Source organism: bacterium, from assembly GCA_030654305.1.
GTDB lineage: Bacteria > Krumholzibacteriota > Krumholzibacteriia > LZORAL124-64-63 > LZORAL124-64-63 > PNOJ01.
In genome coordinates, this window is record JAURXS010000509.1 from 1 (window position 1) to 4,765 (window position 4,765).

The window sequence follows — 4,765 nt, forward strand, 5'->3', positions numbered from 1 at the left end:
GTGGTGGTGGGCCACGAGGTCGGCGATGCTCAGGTCGATCTCGTGCCCGATGGCCGTGACGACCGGCACGGGGCAGCGCGCGACGGCCTCGGCCACTTCACGGTGGTCGAACCAGGAGAGGTCGGCCTTCGAACCGCCGCCGCGCGTCACGACGATCACGTCCACCCCCGCCGCGCCCAGCGCGCGCAGGGCCCCGGTCACCTGCCCGACCATCTGCTCGCCCATCATGCGGCAGTCGGCGCGCAGCACCGAGAAGGCGTAGCCCGCGACCGCGAGTCCGGCCAGGAAGTCCTTCTCGGCGGCGCTGCCCACGGACGTCACCAGACCCACGCGCAGCGGCAGCACCGGGAAGGCCAGGCCGGCGTTGCGCTCGATCAGGCCGGCGGCCTGCAACGCCGCCAGGGTTTCGCGGCGGCGGGCTTCGAGCTGGCCCAGCGTGTACGCCGGGTCGACGGCGACGAGCTTGAATGACAGGCCCCACTTGGGATGGTAGACCACGACCCCCTGCACGCACACCTCGAGGTTGTCCCGGATCTGGAGTCCCGGATCCGTGCCGTCGAAGTACTTCTCGAGACCGAATTTCTGCCGGTCCCACTGCAGGGCCGCGACGGTGATCTGGTCGACGCTGCCCCGGCTCGCGCCGTGCAGTTCGAAGTAGATGTTCCGGTTGGCGTTGCGCTTGAGCCCGCGCACCTCGCCGCGCACCCAGACCGCGGAGGGGAAGGCGGACTGCAGGGCGGCCTCGATGGCCTCGTTGAGTTCGCCCACCGTGTAGACGCGACGCTCGTCGCCGCCGTCGGCGCGGCGTGTCGCGGCGCTGAACAGATCGTCCACGACCATCTCCGCTCGGGTCAGAGGGACGAGGCGACGCGGCGCCAGTCGCCGCGCACGAACCAGACGGTCATGCCGACCGCGTAGACGAAGAACCAGACCAGCACGCCGATCCAGGCCCCGACCAGCCCGCCGTCCAGCGCCACGCCGCACAGCCAGGAGGTCGGCAGGAACAGCCCCCACGCCAGCACGACGTCGGTCACCATGACCTGCCGCGTGGCGCCGGCGCCGCGCAGCGCGCCCGCGAGCGTCAGGCCCACGGCGTCGAACACCTGCACCAGCCCCATCAGGCGCAGGATGGGCCGGCCGGCGGCGGCCAGGCCGGCGTCGGTCGTGAACAGGCGCATCAGCGCGTCGGGCACGAGCAGGAAGGCCAGGCCGAACGCGCCCATCAGCAGCGTCGAGAGCGCCACCCCCCCCCAGCCCGCGCGCACGGCGCCGCGCACGTCGCCGCGACCGAGCGACTGCCCGACCAGGGTCTGCACCGCCGCGCCGACGCCGATCCCCGGCATGAACGACAGCGCGGCGATCCGCAGCACGACGTTGCCGGCCGCGACCGCCACGGTGCCGATGCGGCCGAGGATCACGAAGAACACCAGCACGGCCAGCAGCGCGCCGAGCGACTGGACCGCCGCGGGCCAGGACATCCTCAGCATGGGACCGAGCAGGTCCCAGCGCAGGTTGCCGCGGGCCAGGAAGCGGAAGCGGCGCCGCGGTTCCCGTCCCGCCAGCACCGCCAGGAAAGCCAGCAGCGCCAGCCAGCTGGCCAGCGTGCTGGCCAGGGCCGCGCCCGCGACCCCCATCTCGGGCTCGCCGAGCCGGCCGTAGATCAGCATCCAGTTCAGCAGGGCGTTGACGACGTTCATGCCGATGCCCACCGCCATGCCGACGCGGGTCCAGCCGATCCCGTCGCAGGCGGCGCGGATCTGGAAGGCCAGCATGAACGGCAGGGCACCGGGCAAACGCCACAGGAGATACTCGGCGCCGAGGCGCCGGACCTCGGGGTCGGTCGAGGCCAGCGCCATCCAGAGTCCGGGCGCCAGCATGCCGAACACCGTCACGGCCCCGGCCAGCACGACGGTCAACAGTCCGGCGGTGAACAGCACGCCGCCGACCTCGCCGTCGCGACGGGCGCCGACCAGCTGCGCGGTCATCGTCTGCACCGCGACGTCGGTCGCCTTGAGCGTGGTGGCGGCGGCTGAGAACAGCAGGGTGGCCACCCCGACCGCGGCCAGCGGGCCCGCGCCGAGCTGCCCGACCATCAGGGTGTCCACCAGCCCCATGAGTGTCTGCGAGACGTTCGCCAGGATCGCGGGCACCGACAGCGCCAGGATCGTGCGCGCCAGTGCGCGCCGCGAAATCCTGCTGAGCGCCTCGGTCATCAGTCGGCCCGATCCGCCAGGATCTCGAGCGCCCGGGCGATCAGCCGCGCCCCGTAGCCGGTCGCGCCCTTCGGGCCCAGCGGCCCGGGCTTGGCCGTCCACGCCGGCCCGGCGATGTCCAGGTGGGCCCAGGGCGTCTCGTCGTCCACGAACTCCGCCAGGAAGGCCGCCGCGGTGCTGGCGCCGGCGCACTTGCCGCCGATGTTCTGCAGATCGGCGATGCCGCTCTCGATGAGCTTGTGGTGCTCCTTGACCAGCGGCAGGGGCCAAACGCGTTCGAAGGTGTCGCCGCCGGCACGGTCCAGGGCGTCGCCCAGATCCGTGTGGTTGCAGAACAGCCCGGCGAACTCGTCGCCGAGGGCCACGACGCAGGCGCCGGTCAGGGTCGCGGCGTCGATGACGTAGTCCGGCTTCTGCTGGCAGGCGTAGTGCAGCGCGTCGGCCAGGATCAGGCGCCCCTCGGCGTCGGTGTTGAGCACCTCGACCGTCTTGCCCGACGCCATGGTCAAAACGTCGCCCGGGCGGATGGCGCCGCCGTCGGGCATGTTCTCCACCGCCGGCACGACCACCAGCAGGCGGGCCCGCAGGCCCCGGCGCGCGGCGATCATCGCGGCGCCGAGCACCGCGGCCGCGCCGCCCATGTCGCCCTTCATCTCGTGCATGTCGAGCGCGGGCTTGATCGAGATGCCGCCGGAATCGAAGGTCACGCCCTTGCCGACCAGCGCGATCAGGGGGCGGCGCCGGCCCGCGCCGCGCGGCGCGTACTCCAGGACCACGAACTGCGGCGGGCGCGCGCTGCCCTGCGCCACGCCCAGGACGCCACCCATGCCGCGACGGCGCAGCTGGGCCTCGCCCATCACCGTGCAGGTCAGGCCCTCCCGGCGGGCCATGGCGCGCGCCTCGGCGGCCAGTTCCCGCGGACCCAGCAGGTTGGCGGGACGGTTGACCAGATCGCGGGCGAAGAGGCAGCCCTGCGCGTAGTCGAAGCCCGCGGCCGCTCCCTCGGACACGGCCGGCCGCAGGGCGGCCGGTGCGAGGATCTTCCAGGATTTCGGCGCCGGTTTGCGCTCGCCCCCGGTGTGCGCCTTGCAGGCGCCCGCATCGAACAGCGCCAGCTCGGCGCCCTCGACGCAGCAGCGGACGATCGCGTCAGGCTCCAGACCGCCGAGCGCCGCCCAGGGCAGGGCCAGCACGCAGGCCTTGGCGCCCAGGGTGCGGGCCCTCTGCGAGGCCGCGCCCAGCGCGCAGCGCAGCGACTGGGGACTCAGCTCGTCGGCCGGGCCCAGCCCCAGCACCAGGATCCAGGGAGCCCGCGTGCCGGCGCCGCCGAGCAGATGCAACTGTTCGGTCTTCGCGGCGAAGGCGTCCAGGGACGACAGGGCGGACAACCGCTTGAGCAGATCGGGGGCGAGCCCCAGCCACGGTTTGAGGTCCGGCTTGTCGCGGCGCCGGGTCACGCCCAGCACGATCAGGTCCGTCTTCTCCCGCTCCGGACGTCCGGATCCCGCAGTCCAGTGCATCGTGATGTCTCCTGTCGGATGGTTGAGGGGCGAAACGGCCGGTCGCCCGGCCGTTCGGGAGTCTAGCACCGGCCCGCCGACCCGCCACCCCGAAAAACGCCCACCGCAGTCTTGAGCCGCCCGATCACATCGCCTATGCTGGCGCGGACGCACTTCCCTCGCGCACCAGGAGGCCCCATGTCCGACACACCTGCCGACGACGACCGTCCCGCGTTCGAACCGGACTTTCCGCGCGACCCCGGCGCCTTCGACGGCGGCGACGCGCCGCCCCCGGCCGAGGCGGCGGTCGCTGACAACCTCCCGCCCTGGGAGGACCGTGCGCGCTTCGGCCGGCTCTCCGGTTTCTTCGAGACCATCCGCACGGCCATGACCGTGCCCGGGGCCTTCTTCACGGGTCACCCCGTGCTGCGCGGCCTGACGGGCCCGGTCTCGTTCGCCGTGATCCTCGGCACCCTGACCAGCCTCGTCGGCTGGGTGTGGTCGAAGGTGTTCGACCGGACCCTGATGGATCTGCTGGAGCAGCTCGACGGCTTCGACCCGCCCTCGGCGGCCGAGGCGGCGTTGACGGGCTTCTTCGAGACGGCCGGCGTGCTGGCCAGCCCCCTGCTGGCCCTGGTCGGCCTGTTCATCCAGGCGGGCATCATCCACCTCGCGGTGCTGATGTTCGCGCGCGACGGCCGCGGCTTCGAGGCGACCCTGCGCGCGTGCGCCTACGGCGGTGCGGCGATGATCCTGACGTTGATCCCGATGTGCGGCAACGGGGTCGGCTCCGTCTGGGCGCTGGTGCTGACGATCATCGGCATCCAGCGGCTGCACCGTTGCGGCGGCGGCACCGCCACGCTGATCGTGCTGCTGCCGTTGCTGCTGTGCTGCGGCGCCTGCGGCGGCATCGCCGCCCTGATCGCCCTGCTGTCCGCGTCGTGAGGTGCGAGCCGGAACGCGATTCCCTGCCGCGCCTGCTGGCCTTCGTCTACGCGCCCCTGGCGGTCGCGCTCTGGTGGGCGGCCCGCCGGCTGATGCAGGCCTCCGACG

At 72.9% G+C, this 4,765-nt stretch carries 4 protein-coding genes; 1 reads left to right on the forward strand and 3 read right to left on the reverse strand.

The window, feature by feature from the left end; translation table 11 throughout:
• From xseA to Q7W29_14460, 3 genes are all read right to left on the reverse strand, one after another.
• Positions 1-834, reverse strand: an 834-nt coding sequence (gene xseA, locus Q7W29_14450) for an exodeoxyribonuclease VII large subunit (GenBank protein MDO9173022.1), incomplete at its 3' end; no start/stop codon positions are given.
• A 17-nt stretch (positions 835-851) separates the two neighbouring features.
• The gene (locus Q7W29_14455) at positions 852-2,213 is read right to left on the reverse strand and encodes an MATE family efflux transporter (protein ID MDO9173023.1); all 1,362 of its coding nucleotides are present in this window, start codon (positions 2,211-2,213) and stop codon (positions 852-854) included.
• The gene (locus tag Q7W29_14460; GenBank protein MDO9173024.1) at positions 2,213-3,733 is read right to left on the reverse strand and encodes a leucyl aminopeptidase; all 1,521 of its coding nucleotides are present in this window, start codon (positions 3,731-3,733) and stop codon (positions 2,213-2,215) included. The genes Q7W29_14455 and Q7W29_14460 overlap by 1 nt, the downstream gene beginning before the upstream one ends.
• A gap of 177 nt (positions 3,734-3,910) precedes the next feature.
• Here Q7W29_14460 and Q7W29_14465 point away from each other — a divergent pair, with 177 nt between their 5' ends.
• On the forward strand, positions 3,911-4,657 hold the full coding sequence (locus tag Q7W29_14465; protein MDO9173025.1) for a YIP1 family protein: 747 nt from the start codon (positions 3,911-3,913) through the stop codon (positions 4,655-4,657).
• The last annotated feature ends 108 nt before the right edge of the window (positions 4,658-4,765 follow it).

Bases quoted from the DNA above. Each gene is read 5' to 3' on its own strand.
- Q7W29_14455 (MDO9173023.1), bottom strand. From the start codon at position 2,213: ATGACCGAGGCGCTCAGCAGGATTTCGCGGCGCGCACTGGCGCGCACG.
- Q7W29_14460 (MDO9173024.1), bottom strand. From the start codon at position 3,733: ATGCACTGGACTGCGGGATCCGGACGTCCGGAGCGGGAGAAGACGGAC.
- Q7W29_14465 (MDO9173025.1), top strand. From the start codon at position 3,911: ATGTCCGACACACCTGCCGACGACGACCGTCCCGCGTTCGAACCGGAC.